At 60.5% G+C, this 14,213-nt stretch carries 14 protein-coding genes and 1 pseudogene; 8 read left to right on the top strand and 7 right to left on the bottom strand.

What is annotated here, in order from left to right:
- Nucleotides 1-167 precede the first annotated feature (167 nt).
- From BMW76_RS21845 to BMW76_RS21835, 3 genes are all read right to left on the bottom strand, one after another.
- Nucleotides 168-509 carry a diacylglycerol kinase gene (locus BMW76_RS21845; RefSeq protein WP_245763301.1) on the bottom strand — a complete coding sequence of 114 codons (342 nt, stop codon included), beginning with the start codon at nt 507-509 and terminating at the stop codon, nt 168-170.
- Nucleotides 510-925: 416 nt separating this feature from the next.
- On the bottom strand, nt 926-1,234 hold the full coding sequence (locus BMW76_RS21840) for a hypothetical protein (RefSeq protein WP_090868823.1): 309 nt from the start codon (nt 1,232-1,234) through the stop codon (nt 926-928).
- Nucleotides 1,235-1,295: 61 nt separating this feature from the next.
- A complete protein-coding gene (locus tag BMW76_RS21835) occupies nt 1,296-1,637 on the bottom strand; it encodes an H-NS histone family protein (protein WP_090868821.1) in 342 nt (113 codons plus the stop codon).
- Nucleotides 1,638-1,837: 200 nt separating this feature from the next.
- Between BMW76_RS21835 and BMW76_RS21830 the strand changes: the two genes are divergently transcribed.
- The 8 genes and pseudogenes from BMW76_RS21830 to BMW76_RS21790 all read left to right on the top strand — a co-directional run bounded on the left by BMW76_RS21830 (nt 1,838) and on the right by BMW76_RS21790 (nt 11,404).
- Nucleotides 1,838-2,866 carry an H-NS family nucleoid-associated regulatory protein gene (locus tag BMW76_RS21830; RefSeq protein WP_090868887.1) on the top strand — a complete coding sequence of 343 codons (1,029 nt, stop codon included), beginning with the start codon at nt 1,838-1,840 and terminating at the stop codon, nt 2,864-2,866.
- 323 nt (nt 2,867-3,189) lie between these two features.
- On the top strand, nt 3,190-3,471 hold the full coding sequence (locus tag BMW76_RS21825) for a molecular chaperone (RefSeq protein WP_177200449.1): 282 nt from the start codon (nt 3,190-3,192) through the stop codon (nt 3,469-3,471).
- 1,227 nt (nt 3,472-4,698) lie between these two features.
- Nucleotides 4,699-5,319 (top strand): annotated as a pseudogene (locus BMW76_RS21815) (ABC transporter substrate-binding protein); the annotation flags it as partial.
- 145 nt (nt 5,320-5,464) lie between these two features.
- Nucleotides 5,465-6,388 carry an ABC transporter ATP-binding protein gene (locus BMW76_RS21810; protein ID WP_090868817.1) on the top strand — a complete coding sequence of 308 codons (924 nt, stop codon included), beginning with the start codon at nt 5,465-5,467 and terminating at the stop codon, nt 6,386-6,388.
- A complete protein-coding gene (locus tag BMW76_RS21805; RefSeq protein ID WP_090868816.1) occupies nt 6,385-7,278 on the top strand; it encodes an ABC transporter permease in 894 nt (297 codons plus the stop codon). Before BMW76_RS21810 ends, BMW76_RS21805 begins: the two co-directional genes overlap by 4 nt.
- Before the next feature lie 215 nt (nt 7,279-7,493).
- Nucleotides 7,494-8,744 carry an SfnB family sulfur acquisition oxidoreductase gene (locus BMW76_RS21800; RefSeq protein WP_090868814.1) on the top strand — a complete coding sequence of 417 codons (1,251 nt, stop codon included), beginning with the start codon at nt 7,494-7,496 and terminating at the stop codon, nt 8,742-8,744.
- A gap of 3 nt (nt 8,745-8,747) precedes the next feature.
- A complete protein-coding gene (locus tag BMW76_RS21795; RefSeq protein ID WP_090868812.1) occupies nt 8,748-10,010 on the top strand; it encodes an SfnB family sulfur acquisition oxidoreductase in 1,263 nt (420 codons plus the stop codon).
- Complete coding sequence (locus BMW76_RS21790) at nt 10,010-11,404, top strand: LLM class flavin-dependent oxidoreductase (protein WP_090868810.1); 1,395 nt, start codon at nt 10,010-10,012, stop codon at nt 11,402-11,404. Before BMW76_RS21795 ends, BMW76_RS21790 begins: the two co-directional genes overlap by 1 nt.
- Before the next feature lie 292 nt (nt 11,405-11,696).
- Here BMW76_RS21790 and BMW76_RS21780 read toward each other — a convergent pair whose 3' ends face one another.
- The 4 genes from BMW76_RS21780 to BMW76_RS21770 all read right to left on the bottom strand — a co-directional run bounded on the left by BMW76_RS21780 (nt 11,697) and on the right by BMW76_RS21770 (nt 14,164).
- Nucleotides 11,697-12,041, bottom strand: a complete 345-nt coding sequence (locus tag BMW76_RS21780; RefSeq protein ID WP_090868806.1) for a helix-turn-helix domain-containing protein — start codon at nt 12,039-12,041, stop codon at nt 11,697-11,699.
- Nucleotides 12,042-12,777: 736 nt separating this feature from the next.
- Nucleotides 12,778-13,167, bottom strand: a complete 390-nt coding sequence (locus tag BMW76_RS21775) for a VOC family protein (RefSeq protein ID WP_090868804.1) — start codon at nt 13,165-13,167, stop codon at nt 12,778-12,780.
- A complete protein-coding gene (locus BMW76_RS41230) occupies nt 13,107-13,304 on the bottom strand; it encodes a VOC family protein (RefSeq protein ID WP_177200447.1) in 198 nt (65 codons plus the stop codon). Before BMW76_RS41230 ends, BMW76_RS21775 begins: the two co-directional genes overlap by 61 nt.
- The gene (locus tag BMW76_RS21770) at nt 13,301-14,164 is read right to left on the bottom strand and encodes an alpha/beta fold hydrolase (protein WP_090868802.1); all 864 of its coding nucleotides are present in this window, start codon (nt 14,162-14,164) and stop codon (nt 13,301-13,303) included. The genes BMW76_RS41230 and BMW76_RS21770 overlap by 4 nt, the downstream gene beginning before the upstream one ends.
- Between the last annotated feature and the right edge of the window lie 49 nt (nt 14,165-14,213).

Here is a 14,213-nt window from a genome sequence, read left to right as displayed (position 1 = left end):
ACCACAACAGGCGCCTGAATCTCTGCCGACCTTGGCTCAGTATCTTCAGCTTTCGCTCGACGTGGGCGGGAGTGTCATCATGCTGCGACGGCCTCAAGTCCATGCTACCACGTTGGTCCTCGTTACCATCCATACGGATACAATCCCGCCGTTCCTACTGGCAAGCGCTACCGTTCCGCAAACGCGACAACCAGCGTCAGTATTCCGACGAGACCGGCGCCGGCGCAAACGAGCAGCACGGCTCCCGCAGCACAGTCTTTGGCTGCACCGATTGCAGGATGATGCTCGGGATGCAAGTGGTCGGCCAGCCTCTCGAGGGCCGTGTTGAAGAGATCCGCCGCGAGAACCAGCACGGCCATCATCAGGCATAGCGCAGAAAACACAAGCGGCGGCCGTAACCAGGCCAATGCCACAGGTAGTGCGGCCGCGAGCCCTGCCTGGATGCGAAAGTTGCGCTGGGTTCGCCAGGTTGCGGCAACACCGGCCAGCGCATCGCCGACGCTTTGCAAGAAGGTCCTCTTCGCCATGATTCACTCCGGTTCTCTCGTCGACAGGACACCGTGTGGTCCTGCGCGACCAGCACGTGGAGCGTGATTCAGTCCGAGCACCAAAACGTCTCCCTAGCCGAGACGTTCATTCTGACGCGGGCACTCGCGCGGTGTGCCTGATGTTCTCGGTCGAATCGCGATTCGCTTTGACGACAATCGGCTATCCGGCTTTTCCGCCCGTCGTCATATGCTGAGGAAAGATAGTATGGCGACTCCTCCGGCCTCTTATCAAACGCAATTTAAGAACATTGTGCCTGCACGTGCGGTGACTGAGGCTTCACGCGAAGCCTGCCGGCAGCAGTAGTTCGCTCACGTTTTCAGATAATCCGTGACGACAGCGCCCGTCATCCCATTGCAAAGGAAGCAACGCCACGCGGCTACCGCTTGCCCTTCAGGGTGAAGGGTGCCAGGAGTGATTGCACATCGACCTGCTGTCCCTGAAGGAGAAGCAGTCGCGCGTGAAGCACGGTGTTTTCGAGAACAAGCTTGGCCGTGCTGAGCAGATACATCGCCTGGACGTCGGAGACCGACAGGCTCGCCTCAATCACGTGGTGGCGCTCGACGAGTGAATTCATCACGAGGCGCCTTAGCTCCTGCTCTCCGAATGGCAGGTCCGCATAATCAATAGGGTCGCCGGCTTCGACTTCTTGCAGCATATCCACAAGCGTTTCGGTGCTCACTTCGATGTCTCAGCTCCTTATGTCACTAAGGACCAGCGTAGCAGACCGTTCGCGCTGCACTTTGAGCCTAACGTCCGTAGTGGCGGGCGGGCTTGACGGTAGCTAACGGGCTACCCGCGAATGGGTCGTTTTGCCAATCGATTGTAGGAAGGGGGCTGTTCGCGTGGTTTGTCTCGCCGTTTATGGCAAAGTGTTCGAGGGACTGGCCCGCGCTCATAACCTTCTTCAGCCAATGCGGAATCTCTCCTTTGCCGTCCCATGTCTCGCCTGTGGCGCTTCTATAACGAGATGCTTTTTGCCGCAACTGGTCTTCTGCGATTGCTGATGCGAGGTCGTCGGGCTCAATGCCGAACTCCTTCATTCGGCGGCGGAGATAAGCAACCATGCGTTCCCGTTTCCGTTCATCCATAGTATTTGCCCTGAGCTACGTTCTGGACTGTGTTGAGGTGGACAAATTTAATCGCGCAAGCTTTGTGCCTACAAGATGTCATTTTCGCTACGCACTGCGTACTGACAAAGCGGGCGGAGTCTTCAATAATATTGTTCGTCGGCGTCGCGAACGGCGAGTCGGTGTGGCATAGTGCGGCTACCATCAAAAAAAGGGGAATAATGGCTACGCTCGAAAACCTGCAAGCAAAAATCGCAAAGCTGCAGGCGCAGGCCGAATTGATTGCAAGGAACGAATCGTCAACTGTCATCGCGAAGATTCGCGACATCATGGAGCGTCACGGTCTGACGACTGCGGATATCGAAGCGCACCTTGGTGGCAAAAAGCGTGGCCGGAAGCCGGGCGTTAAGGTTGCAAGCAGGCCCGCAACGGGCGCGGCGAAGTATCAGGACCCGAAAACGGGCGCGACGTGGACCGGGCATGGGCGCGCGCCGGCCTGGATTGCAAATGCGAAGGACAGAACCAAATTCTTGATTGATGGCAACGGCAGCCCGGCAGTCAATGTGGGGGCTGCGACCAAATCAAAAACTGCAGCCAAAGCCTCTGGCAAGGCAACGGCGACGGGCAAATTGCCACCAAAATACCGTGACCCTAAGACTGGCGCCACATGGAGCGGTCATGCCCGTCCGCCTCGATGGATTGCAAGCGCAAAGGACCGCACCAGGTTCTTGATTGACGGCAGCTCCGCAGTATCGGCGCCTGCCGCAAAGACGACGGCTGCAAAAGATGGCGCCTACGTCCGCGGGCCTCAGCCGGCGAAATATCTTGACCCGAAGACCGGCGCAACCTGGAGCGGACGCGGCCCGGCGCCGGCATGGCTGGCTGGTGCCAAGGACCGAAGCGCATTCCTGATTGCAGGGGCGGGTGAGGGCGCGGTGGAGCCGAATGCCGTTGCAGCCGAGAAGGCGGCGGCGAAGAAAGTGGCGACGAAGAAGCCTGCAACGAAGAAGGCAGTTGCCAAGAAAGGTGCAGTGAAGAAGGCCGAGGCGGTCGCGAAGAAAGCGCCGGCGAAGAAGGCCGCGGCCAAAAAGGCTGTGGCGGAAAGCGCAACCGTGAAGAGGGTAGGCAAGAGGATGACGAAGAGTGCGCCTGTCGCTATGCCGGCGACGGCAATGGGTGCGGAGACATCAGCAACGCTGACTTTAGGAGAGAGCCGGCAGGACCTTTTGTCCTGCCGGCAGAACGGATAGCGATAGTCACGCGAAGGGACAACGACCGTTTCGTTAGGCACATCAGAGACACTTCATATTCCGCGACGATTCCTGCTGCTAGATTCTTGCAAACGCGGACTAACTTCTCTTTTCGTAGTGGTCACCGGTACGAGCATTCTTGTAATGCCCACCTTTGTGAGAGGAACCGTGTCCGCCTGCGTAGTGGCCGCCACCTTATCCGAGGTGCCAAGATTGCAGGTGTAGGGGAACAACGCAAACAGACGCTGGCATCTTTTGGCATTGAAACTGCTGCCGACATCTCTGTTTCGGCCATCGGTGGGATTCCCGGATTCGGCGCTGGCTTGACGAACAATCTGGTGGCGTGGAGGCGGTCAATCGAGCAGAAATTCGTTCCGTCGAACAATGTCACTCCTACCCCGCAAGACGTCAGCTCGGTGAATGCCAAGATAGCGTCGATGCGCGCGAAGCTCGAACAACAACTCCGGGATGGGGCCACACATCTCCAGACCGTACGAAACGAAATTCTGGCTCGCCAGAACACGTCGAAGGGAGCGCTCGAGGCTGCGCATCACAATCTGGCGCAAGCCCAAGCTGATTTCGCTGTCATGCAGAGGTCGCCGTGACCAGACCCCCTTGGTACCTGAAAGCGTTGCTCGTGAAGGTTTGTGTCGCCGTGTTCATGACATCTGTCACCGTAGCTGGGTACGCGCAGGAAACGCCGAATCCTGTTGGTGAATTTCTTCGCCTTCCGTGGCAAACCTGTTGGGCCGGTACCTGTCTAGTGAGGTTCCAGACCGGCTACTTCCTGGCGACCGGTTCACAGCTGACGGCTCACCCGGAAAGTTCCAGCTCGTTAGTGCAAGCAATCGCAGAAAGAGAATCGGGAATCCGAGACAAACCGACGCGGCGAACATCGCGTAGGAATAGTTCAGGTCGCATGGAACGAACTTCGAGACCGAGTCGAGGAGTCGGTCAAGTGGCTGCTGCCGATTCTTCCTCTTTATTAGACTCGCTACAGCACGCGCGTGTTCGTGGCAATCATTCAGAGCGACTCCCTCTATCAGGGAGATAAGATAGGACGCTGTCGAAACTTCAAACTCCCATCGTTCGCCCCGCGAAAACACGCAGTATCCCCAACCCATCCCTTGAGCCTCACCTTTTTCCCAGAGCAATTGCTCTCGGACGTTGTCGCGACGCTGATGGTGTTCCATCTTATGAGAGATGATGACATGTCTGAATACGTCTGGTCGGTCTGACCGCATAGTGACGACAAAGTCCATGCAAGGGATATCCCGCCATTTGATATCAATGTTGGGGTTCGTGTGTATTGCCTCGAGCAGGTCTATCGAGAGCCATGGATACTCTTCACGGAAGTCGAGTACCGAGGCGTCAACTGTTAGAAGCATAGAAAGCTCGTATGCGCCGGTCCCGAGGCAATGCACTACCCGGCCGACCTTAGGGCAATACCAGATGGCATCTCTGCTGGCGTGTGAGTCACAGCCCGCGCGCAAGATAGGCTTGTAGTACGGCCCGTACGGTACCCCGCGCTCATCTGGCTCGGACAAAAAAGGGAACGATGGGGGAGATTCAGCGGTGCCACGTCGTCATGCCGAGTGCAGTCGATGACCACCATGTCTGGTCCCTAGCATCTCGCAGCTCTCCTGTAGATTCATAGTCTACAGACTAGCAATCTGGGCCGGCAAATCAAGCTCTCCTGCGACGCCCACGTCGCTTACCCGTCCTTCTCCGCGAGTTGTGTCGAAAGAAGGTCTGGAAGCGCGCCAAAACAACGATTTTTGAGAATTATTGGCCTGTATGGAGAAATTATCGGGAAGAGTTGCAAACTGCGGATCGCCGATTTCACGAGCAAGGACCGTATCGCGGTGCCCGCCGTCGGTGTGTCGGTGCAATCGCGCGTGTTGCAGTATGCGGCCGCGAAGCAATGGGGCGACAAGGCGTTCGACCGAATCGACGGCTTCACGCAGGCCATTCCGCACCCGGACGCGACGGCTGCGATCATTGCGAACAGCAGCGTGATCACCGCGCACTTCGGCAATCCGCCGTTCCAGCAGCAGGAACTGGCGCAGAACCCGAAAGCCCATATCGTGCTGAACTCGTACGATGTGCTCGGCGGCCCGAGTTCGGCGACCGTGCTTTACGCGACCGAGAAATTCCGCAACGACAATCCGAAGACTTATCACGCGTTCGTGGCCGCGCTCGCGCAAGCCGCGCATCTGGTCTCGACGAACCCCGAGCTGGCCGCCGAAATCTACATTCGCGTCAACGACTCGAAGATCGACCGTGCGCTGCTGCTGAAAATTCTTCGTGATCCGCAAGTGCAGTTCAAGATCGCGCCACAGAACACATTCGGGCTTGCGCAGTTCATGTATCGCGTCGGTGCAATCCGCAACGAGCCGAAGTCCTGGCGCGACTACTTCTTCGACGATCCCGCGACGGCGGGCGGAAGCTGACCGTCATGCGCGAGCGGCGCATGCGCCTTGCTGCGGCATCGCTTTCGATGCTTATGCGGACGGCTACTTTGAATATGCGCATTCGTTGGTTGGTGCCGCGCGAGCTTGCCCGTATGTTGTCGTTTTGTCTGCTGGAGTTGTCATCGTGAACGCTACCACGACACAAGACTGGATCGCGCCGCGCGCATCGCAGCGAACCGCAACGGCGGACTCGCGGGATGCGCGAGCCGCCTCGAATGCAGCCGCTGCGGATCAAAGCGGCACCGTGTACAGCGAGCGCCTGCTCGCCGTCGATCGCGTGAGCCTCGAATACCGCACGCGCGAGCGGATTGTGCGCGCGACTCGCGACGTCAGCTTCGACGTGTACGGAGCGGACCGTTTCGTGCTGCTGGGTCCTTCAGGTTGCGGCAAGTCGACCTTGCTGAAGGCCATCGCCGGATTCATCGAGCCTGTGTCCGGAACCATCACGCTCGATGGAGAGCGCGTGCGTGGACCCGGCGCGGATCGCGTCGTCGTGTTCCAGGAATTCGATCAGTTGCCGCCGTGGAAAACCGTGGTCGAGAACGTCGCGTTTCCGCTGCGGGTCGCGCGCGGCTGCTCGCGCTCGCAAGCAAAGGAACGCGCGCTGCACTATCTCGACAAGGTGGGCCTCGCAAATTTCGCCGATGCCTATCCGCACACGCTATCGGGCGGCATGAAGCAGCGCGTGGCGATTGCGCGCGCGCTCGCGATGCAGCCGCGCGTCCTGCTGATGGACGAGCCGTTCGCCGCGCTCGACGCGCTCACGCGCCGCAAGATGCAGGAAGAACTGCTGCGGCTATGGGATGACGCGCGCTTCACGCTGCTTTTCGTCACGCATTCGATCGAGGAAGCGTTGATCGTCGGCAATCGCATTTTGCTGTTGTCGCCGCATCCGGGCCGCGTGCGTGCCGAGCTGAACAGCCACCAGTATTCGCTGCAAAGCATCGGCGACAGCATCGGGCGACATGACTTCCAGCAAAGCGTCGCGCGCATTCATCGCCTGCTGTTCGATACGGATGCGCTGACGCCGCAGGAGGAGCACGCATGAGCACGCCCGTTACGCCGGGTAGAACCGGCCTCGTTCCGCCCGTGCGTCCCGAGTACGAGCGGCCGCTCGATGCACCGGGCACGCTGACTGAGACAACGCCCGTGCCGCCGCTTCGGCGCGTATGGGATGCCGCGTGGTGCCGGCGCATGCTCATCGCGGCGGTGCTGATCGCCGTGTGGGAAGTCACCGCCCGCGCAATCGCCAACGACCTGTTGCTGCCAACGTTCGGCGCGACGCTGACGGCGTTCGTGCAGGGCATCGCGTCGGGCGAACTGCTTTCGAAGACGGCGATTTCGCTATCGGTGCTGCTGCGCGGCTATGCGATCGGCGCGCTGCTCGCGTTCGCGCTGACGTCGCTCGCGGTATCGACGCGCATCGGCCGCGATCTGCTGTCGATGCTCACCGCGATGTTCAATCCGCTGCCGTCTATCGCACTGCTGCCGATCGCGTTGCTCTGGTTCGGCCTCGGTACGGGAAGCCTGCTGTTCGTGCTGGTTCATGCCGTGTTGTGGCCGCTCGCGCTCAGCATGTACACGGGCTTTCTCGGCGTGCCGGAGACGTTGAGGATGACGGGACGCAACTACGGCCTCAAGGGGCTGCGCCAGGTGCTGCTGATTCTCGTGCCAGCCGCGTTGCCGTCGATCGTGGCGGGATTACGCGTCGGCTGGGCCTTCGCGTGGCGCACGCTGATCGCGGCGGAACTGGTCTTCGGCGCGAGCGCGGGGCAGGGCGGACTCGGGTGGTACATCTTTCAGAACCGCAACGAGCTTTACACCGATCGCGTGTTTGCGGGCCTCGTTGCCGTCATCGCGATCGGTTTGCTCGTCGAGCATCTGGTGTTCGATACGCTAGAACGCGTGACGGTGCGGCGCTGGGGCGTGCAGCACTGACGTTCGCGTCGTGCTCTGCAAGGCTCGACCGTTCAACGACAGCCGCTTCAAAACAAATTCGCGAACGCGGATAAGCATTCCTGAAATTGCTGGTAGGCGGTAACGCAAGGCGCTGGTTCAATGGATGTCTGGACCCGCTGTGCGGCTCTTTATCTGCGATGTAGCAGGAGGGCGGGCACGCATGGCGGGCGCTCTAGTCGCTCAATCAGAACGCCATGCCAGATATCGAAAGCCTCCCAAACGGCGACCGCATTGCGCGGCCGCTCGATCCCGACGAAGTACATCGCATTGCCGACGACGCAGAAGCACTCGCCGCTGCGCACAAGCTCGCCTCGACATTCGCGGAGGGAGCCGCGCAGCGCGACCGCGATCGCGTGCTTCCGTGGGATGAACTGGACCTGTGGTCGAAAAGCGGACTCGGCGCGATCACTGTGCCGCGCGAATACGGAGGCGCCGACGTGTCGTATGCGACGCTCGCCGAAGTGTTCGTGATCCTCTGCGAAGCGGACCCGGCGCTCGGGCAGATTCCGCAGAATCACTTCGGTGTACTCGGCCTGTTGCGCGAAGCCGGCTCACCCGGGCAGAAGGCGCGCTTCTACGGTGAGGTGCTGGCCGGCCAGCGGCTTGGCAACGCGGGCCCGGAGCGACGCTCATCGGCGGCGAATACCATCTTGCAGGGCACGACGCGTTTGCAAAAAACGCCGAACGGATTGCGTCTCGTCGGCCGCCGCTTCTATTCAACGGGTGCGCTCTTCGCGCATCGCGTGCCGGCGCGCGCAACGGACGACGAAGGGCGCCCCGTGCAGGTCTGGGTTCCGCGCAATGCGCCCGGCCTCACAGTCGTCGATGACTGGACCTCGTTCGGTCAGCGCACGACCGCGAGCGGTACCGTGCTCTTCGACAACGTTCCCATCGATCACGACGACGTGCTGCCCGTCTGGCAGCTGGCGAATCGGCCCGGCCTGTATGGCCCGACGTCGCAACTGATCCAGGCCGCCATCGATCAGGGCATCGCGCAGGCGGCCATCGCCGACGCGCTCGCGTTCGTGCGCGAGCGTTCGCGCCCGTGGATCGATTCAGGCGTAGAGCGCGCCAGCGACGATCCGTACATCATCGCCGACGTGGGGCGCCTCGAAATCGATCTGCACGCGGCGCACGAGGTGCTGCTCGAAGCAGGCCGCACGCTCGATGAGATCGCCGCCGCGCCGCTCGACGATGAAGCGAGCGCACGCGCTTCGGTGGCCGTCGCGGAAGCGAAAGTGCTGACGACGCGCATCGCACTCGAAGCCAGCGAAAAGCTCTTCGAACTGGCGGGCTCATCGGCGACGCGTGCCGCGCACAATCTCGACCGGCACTGGCGCAATGCGCGCACGCACACGCTGCATGATCCCGTGCGCTGGAAGCTGCATCTGCTCGGCAACTATCACTTGAATCACGTGCTGCCTACGCGGCATTCATGGAACTGAACGATGACGATCGACCTCTCGCCTGCGCAGGACGCCTACGTTGAATCGCGGCCACCGCTTTTGCAGCGCAAGCCGCTACGTGTGCCCGATTCGATCGTCGACGATGCACACGCGCTCGAAGTCGCGCGGCGGCTCGCTCGCGAGTTCGCGCCCGATGCGGCGCTGCGCGACCGCGAGCGGCGGTTGCCGTGGTCCGAACTCGATGCATTCGTCGCGAGCGGCCTGTGGGCGATCACCGTGCCGCGCGCTCATGGCGGCGCGGGTGTCGGCACGGGCACGCTCGCTGAAGTGATCGCGACCATTTCGGCTGCGGACGGATCGCTCGGCCAGATTCCGCAGAACCACTTCTATGCGCTCGAAGTGCTGCGCGTCGGCGGCAGCGCCGAACAGCAGCGCTTCTTCTACGACCGTGCGCTTGCGGGCGAACGCTTTGGCAACGCGCTCGCCGAAATCGGCCACAAGGATTTCAAGCGTCGCACGCGGCTCACGCGTGCACGCGATGGCTGGCATATCGACGGCCGCAAGTTCTATTGCACGGGTGCGTTGTACGCGCACTGGATTCCCACGCTCGTGGTCACTGAAGAAGAGGGCGCCGACGTAACGCGGCTCGCGTTCGTGCCGCGCGATGCAGACGGCGTGACCGTGACGGACGACTGGGACGGCTTCGGCCAACGCGTGACGGGCAGTGGTTCCGTCACGTTCGAACATGTGCACGTCGAGCCCGAATGGGTGGTGCCGTTTCAATCGTCGTTCGAGCGGCCCACGACGATCGGTCCCGTCGCGCAGATCATGCACGCGGCGATTGACCTCGGCCAGGCGCGCGGCGCGTTTGTCGCCGCGCTCGACTTCGTGCGCGAGCAATCGCGGCCGTGGATCGATGCGAACGTGGCGCGCGCAACCGACGATCCGCTGACCATCGCGCAGTTCGGCGACATGGCCGTGCGGCTGCGCGCGGCCGAAGCGTTGCTGAGACGCGCGGGCCGTATCGTCGATGCGGCGCAGGCTGCGCCCGATGAGCAGTCGGTTGCGCAAGCGTCGATTGCCGTCGCCGAGGCGCGGGCCGCGACGACCACGGCTTCGCTCGATGCGGGCTCGCGGCTCTTCGAACTGGCGGGCACGGCCGCGACGCTCGACGATCTCGGCCTCGACCGTTTCTGGCGCAATGCGCGCACGCACACGCTGCATGATCCCGTGCGCTGGAAATACCACGCGATCGGCAACTTCTATCTGAACGGCAAGCTGCCGCCGCGACACGGAGCATTGTGATGGCGAAAAAAGAAATCCTGCTCAACGCGTTCAACATGAACTGCGTCGGGCACATCAATCATGGCTTGTGGACGCATCCGCGGGACCGCTCATCGGATTACCGCCTGCTGTCGTATTGGACGGACCTCGCGTGCGTGCTCGAACGCGGGCTGTTCGACGGGCTCTTTCTTGCGGATATCGTCGGCGTGTACGACGTATACAGGCGCAACGTCGATGTCACGCTCAAGGAGTCGATCCAGTTGCCCGTCAACGATCCGACGCTGCTCGTTCCGGCGATGGCCGCCGTCACGCAGCATCTGTCGTTCGGCGTGACCGTGAATCTCACGTATGAGGAGCCGTATCTGCTCGCGCGGCGCTTCTCGACGCTCGATCATCTGACGCAAGGGCGGATCGGATGGAACATCGTCACGGGCTATCTCGACAGCGCCGCGCGTGCGATGGGGCGCGCCGCGCAACTGCCGCACGACGAACGCTACGATCGCGCGGACGAGTATCTCGACGTGCTCTACAAGCTGTGGGAAGGCAGCTGGGAAGATGATGCCGTGCTTCGCGACAAGGCGGCGCGCGTCTATGCGCGGCCTGACAAGGTGCATCGCGTGCGGCATGCGGGGCGGTACTACAACGTGGAAGGCTATCACCTCGCGGAACCGTCGCCGCAACGCACGCCTGTGTTGTTTCAGGCGGGTAGCTCCGGACGTGGACAGCGCTTTGCCGCGCGTCACGCGGAATGCGTTTTCATCTCGCCGCCGAACAGGGAAGTTGGGCGCGCAACGGTGCGCGCATTACGCGAGGAACTCGTGAAGGCGGGACGCCGTCCGGACGACGTGAAGGTATTCGTCGGCGCCGCTGTCGTGCCGGGCGCGACGCAAGCCGAAGCGCGCGACAAGCACGCGGACTATCTGCACTACGCGAGCCGCGAGGCGGGTCTTGCGCACTTCGCCGCGAGTACCGGGATCGACTATGCACAGTACGATCTCGACGAGCCGATCGACTACGCGCCCGGCAACGCGATCGAATCGGCGGCTCGCACGGCGAAGGCGCACGGCTGGACGCGTCGCAAGCTGCTCGATATGTTCGCGCTGGGCGGGCGCTATCCGGCAATCGTCGGCACGCCCGCGCAGATCGCCGACGAACTCCAGCAATGGGTCGACGAGGCGGACGTCGACGGTTTCAATCTCAGCCGTACCGTCGTGCCCGAAAGCTACGTCGATTTCGTCGACCTCGTCGTACCCGAGTTGCAGGATCGCGGCATCTACAAGACGGCTTATGCGGACGGCTCGTTGCGTCACAAGCTGTTCAATGCGGGCGACAGACTGCCTGCGCGACATGCGGGTGCTGCGTTTCGTCAGCAGTCGGCGCTCGACAGCGTTGCAGAAGCGCCGACCGTCGCCTGAGCAGGGAAGAAGCTGAAACCCGAGCGGCCTGTTGCCCTAACGCGCGCGACAGGTTGGCCGCTTCGCGCTTGAGCAACTCGGCAAACTGCGTGACGCGGTTGTCTGCGACACGCACGCTGGGACCGAAGATGCAAAGTTGGAATGTTTATCGTGCCCGCAGACGTCGCGCCACTCGCGCGCACTGTTTATCGAGTGCTATGGCGTCACGCCGCAGACTGATACCGTAGGTCATCCGATTGCTGCGATACGCGGAATGGGTCACCATCCACAGCAACCCATTCCTGTCTTCGGATTAGCTGGATTCGCCGCGTGTGTAGTGAGCGCTGATCCATGCGTTACACACCTGCTCGATTTGCAACGCCTCCTTGTTCGGAAGGAGATCGTAGCGGCCGTCGACGGACCCGTTGATCAGCCCATGAAGTCCGCCCGCGAGGAATCGCCTCTTCCAGTACGTTACGGCCGCCGATGTTATCGAACACTCGCTGCTGATCGCATTGTTCGAATGACCATCAGCGGCCATCAGCAGGATCTTCGCACGAAGTCTCCATGAGGGAGGGTGGTCTTGCGTGTGGACCATCGCGAGGAGTTGCTCACGTTCGTCCGCCGAAATATCAAATTGGATTCTGGGTCGAGCCATGTTCAAACTGCAGTAGTGCAGTACTCCGTGAAAGTCAGAATGAACGTCACCGTCGTTGCGTCTTGCAGTCTCGACAAACAAGGTTGCAAAAGACGAATGCGGTGAGTAGAAATCGTGCCGTCGATCGGATCAGAAGCGCATGCTGGATCGAACCGTCGAGCGCGGATCAAGGGGTGTGTATTGAATTCGGCAAGCGCATCTCCTCCACGTTTTCAAAAGTGATAACTGCTTCATCACCGCCGCAGCGGACTTGCAAGACAAGATGGCAATGTCGCGTATCGAGTGACGCGATCAATCGGCGCCGACGAATTTTGTTGATGTATTGAGCCATCGCCGATAGTGCTCAACTGTTCCCGGCACCTTCTTTGCAAGGCCACAGGAACGGATCGAGCGGCGATACGGCACTTGAGCGCGTGATGGACCGCTGAGGACCGCTAGTTCGACAGGGATACGAGTCACATGAGAAAGACATTGCGACATCTCCTGCGAGGGGGAGTACGCATCCTACGGCTTTTATTTTTTTCAGTCCCCCGCCCTTTGGAGGGGGAAAATCAATGCGCAAAGTGGCTCTTTGGGAAGAGGCCTTCAGCGTCCTGCTGTTGTAACAGGAGGCTGCGTAATGCAGAGCAATTGCGATGGAGTACTGCGAAAAGCATCCAGGCCTTGATCGTTTTCAAAGCTTGAAAACGAAAGTGCTCGCGACCTTGTCGCGAGCACTATTTGAGGTTTGTCAGTATCAACCTACCTCGAACGTCGACTCGGACCCAACCGTGAATTTTTTACGTGCTGGCGGCTGCAGGAACTCGAGCGTCACCCCGTCCGGACCCCGGACATAGACAAGCCTCAAACCGTCGCGTTCGACGCCTTCGACGCGTTGTGGCGGCCCGACGGGCAGCCATCCTCCTTCCTTGATCCGTTCAAGCAGCGCGTCGATGTCATCCACATACATTGCAATGTGGATAAAGCCTGCATCGCAGGCACGCGGGTCGACGGTCTTCCGGTTGGCGGGCGAGTAGTACTGCAACAGTTCGATCTTGTGTCCGTGACCTTCGACCATCGCAAGGCTCAGCGAAGCACCTTCAACCCGACCAGATTCTCGATAAATGCATCGTTCTTGAAATCCCATGTATAGAGATGCTGAAATCCAAGAGTGCCCACCCAGAAATCGAGGGAGTCTTTAAGCGACGAAACGGTTATGCCAGTGTGGTCGACACGGGTTATACCGAATGGCCGTGCGTCGCCTGCTTCCGGCTGCAAAGTCATGCTTGCTCCCGGCCGGTGCGTTTCCAGAATACATGAAGCTCTTCGGAGATGAATTGCGTCTTCTCCTCGAAGACCCAATGGCCGCATTCTTCGATCACGCCGCCACTCGCATTGACAGAGATGGCATTCGCGCTATCGAAGCAGTGCGAGCCGAAGGAGTGGCTTCCGCCCCACGCAAGCATCGGTATTTTTAGCTTTTCTTTTGTGAGCTCTGCTGTCTGCTCGGCCATTTGAGGAATGTAGCCGTAGTGGTTGAGACTCGCACGAAGATTTCCAGGCTGCTTCATCTGCATGACATAAAGCGCCACTTCCTCTTCTGGCATTGCCTGAGGGTTGTATGCGAAGTCCCGGAAGAAATGGCGCAGATATTGCTCCTCCCGTCCCTCCACAAGAAAGCGCGTGATATCCATGTTCATATGCATGCCGAGATGCCAGTACGGCACGCGCGGATCGACATATCCGGGAAAGTCGAGTCCGAAGAACGGCGTCTCGATCGTGGACAGGGAAATAGCGCGATCGCCAGCCATGTATGCGAGCGCCAACGACGGCGGACCGCCGAGATCGTGGCTGAAAATGTGAAAGCGGTCGATGCTTTCCACTTCGAGCAGTTCGAGCATGTCCTGAGCGATCGTTTTCGGCTCGTAGCCGGAGAATGGCTTGTCGCTGTCCGCGTACCCACGCAGGTCTGGGGCAATGAACCGATATTCCTTGCCCAGTGCATCAATGATGGGAATGAACTCCCTGTGGTTCTGAGGCCATCCGTGCATCGCGAGGACCACGGGGCCGGAGGGATTTCCCGCCGTAACGTAGTGCAGCGTTACTCCGTTCACCTTTGCGCGCTTGCTTGTCAGCTTCTCCATGACCGTTCCTGTCGAATAGAAGCACCGAATGAAGCATCGGTGTTAGTGA

It is taken from the genome of Paraburkholderia diazotrophica, from assembly GCF_900108945.1.
Lineage (GTDB): Bacteria > Pseudomonadota > Gammaproteobacteria > Burkholderiales > Burkholderiaceae > Paraburkholderia > Paraburkholderia diazotrophica.
Note: the sequence above shows the minus strand (reverse complement) of the source record. Positions and strands in the feature narration are given on the sequence as shown.

Coding starts and splice junctions, on each gene's coding strand:
- BMW76_RS21780 (WP_090868806.1), bottom strand. CDS start 12,041: ATGGCTCGACCCAGAATCCAATTTGATATTTCGGCGGACGAACGTGAG.
- BMW76_RS21775 (WP_090868804.1), bottom strand. CDS start 13,167: ATGGGATTTCAAGAACGATGCATTTATCGAGAATCTGGTCGGGTTGAA.
- BMW76_RS21795 (WP_090868812.1), top strand. CDS start 8,748: ATGACGATCGACCTCTCGCCTGCGCAGGACGCCTACGTTGAATCGCGG.
- BMW76_RS21835 (WP_090868821.1), bottom strand. CDS start 1,637: ATGGATGAACGGAAACGGGAACGCATGGTTGCTTATCTCCGCCGCCGA.
- BMW76_RS21790 (WP_090868810.1), top strand. CDS start 10,010: ATGGCGAAAAAAGAAATCCTGCTCAACGCGTTCAACATGAACTGCGTC.
- BMW76_RS21770 (WP_090868802.1), bottom strand. CDS start 14,164: ATGGAGAAGCTGACAAGCAAGCGCGCAAAGGTGAACGGAGTAACGCTG.
- BMW76_RS41230 (WP_177200447.1), bottom strand. CDS start 13,304: ATGACTTTGCAGCCGGAAGCAGGCGACGCACGGCCATTCGGTATAACC.
- BMW76_RS21805 (WP_090868816.1), top strand. CDS start 6,385: ATGAGCACGCCCGTTACGCCGGGTAGAACCGGCCTCGTTCCGCCCGTG.
- BMW76_RS21830 (WP_090868887.1), top strand. CDS start 1,838: ATGGCTACGCTCGAAAACCTGCAAGCAAAAATCGCAAAGCTGCAGGCG.
- BMW76_RS21800 (WP_090868814.1), top strand. CDS start 7,494: ATGCCAGATATCGAAAGCCTCCCAAACGGCGACCGCATTGCGCGGCCG.